Genomic DNA, 741 nt, shown 5'->3' on the forward strand with positions numbered 1-741 from the left:
AATCGGGAAGACAGGATTCGAACCTGCGACACCTTGGTCCCAAACCAAGTACTCTACCAAGCTGAGCTACTTCCCGAGTTAAATAGAAAAAATGCACCCTAGAGGAGTCGAACCTCTAACCGCCTGATTCGTAGTCAGGTACTCTATCCAGTTGAGCTAAGGGTGCTCATTATATGCCGAGGACCGGGATCGAACCGGTACGATCGTTACCAATCGCAGGATTTTAAGTCCTGTGCGTCTGCCAGTTCCGCCACCCCGGCCTCTCTAAGCGAACGACGGGATTCGAACCCGCGACCCCCACCTTGGCAAGGTGGTGTTCTACCACTGAACTACGTTCGCATCGACCTCTTGGTTATATTAAAAAAATGCCGGCTACATGACTTGAACACGCGACCCTCTGATTACAAATCAGATGCTCTACCAACTGAGCTAAGCCGGCTTATTTCTATTATGCGGGTTAAGGGACTTGAACCCCCACGCCGTTAAGCGCCAGATCCTAAATCTGGTGCGTCTGCCAATTCCGCCAAACCCGCAATGATGACCCGTACTGGGCTCGAACCAGTGACCCATTGATTAAAAGTCAATTGCTCTACCAACTGAGCTAACGAGTCTAAAATAACTTACGTTATCTTAAACGGTCCCGACGGGAATCGAACCCGCGATCTTCGCCGTGACAGGGCGACGTGATAACCGCTACACTACGGGACCTATGGGAGTTAACGGGATCGAACCGCTGACCCT

General features: G+C 51.1%; 8 tRNA genes. All 8 read right to left on the reverse strand.

The features are described from left to right. Positions 1–2 precede the first annotated feature (2 nt). The 8 genes from HMPREF2805_RS03370 to HMPREF2805_RS03405 all read right to left on the reverse strand — a co-directional run bounded on the left by HMPREF2805_RS03370 (position 3) and on the right by HMPREF2805_RS03405 (position 708). Positions 3–76 (reverse strand) — tRNA-Pro (locus tag HMPREF2805_RS03370). A 16-nt stretch (positions 77–92) separates the two neighbouring features. Beyond that, a tRNA-Arg gene (locus HMPREF2805_RS03375) sits at positions 93–166 on the reverse strand. 8 nt (positions 167–174) lie between these two features. Next, positions 175–260: transfer RNA gene (locus HMPREF2805_RS03380), tRNA-Leu, on the reverse strand. 7 nt (positions 261–267) lie between these two features. Further along, positions 268–339, reverse strand: a tRNA-Gly gene (locus HMPREF2805_RS03385). A 27-nt stretch (positions 340–366) separates the two neighbouring features. Continuing rightward, positions 367–439, reverse strand: a tRNA-Thr gene (locus HMPREF2805_RS03390). Between the two features lie 12 nt (positions 440–451). After that, positions 452–533, reverse strand: a tRNA-Leu gene (locus HMPREF2805_RS03395). Positions 534–538: 5 nt separating this feature from the next. Further along, positions 539–611: transfer RNA gene (locus HMPREF2805_RS03400), tRNA-Lys, on the reverse strand. A gap of 24 nt (positions 612–635) precedes the next feature. Beyond that, positions 636–708 (reverse strand) — tRNA-Asp (locus tag HMPREF2805_RS03405). Positions 709–741: the final 33 nt, after the last annotated feature.

It is taken from the genome of Streptococcus sp. HMSC034E03, assembly GCF_001811505.1.
Classification (GTDB): Bacteria; Bacillota; Bacilli; order Lactobacillales; family Streptococcaceae; genus Streptococcus.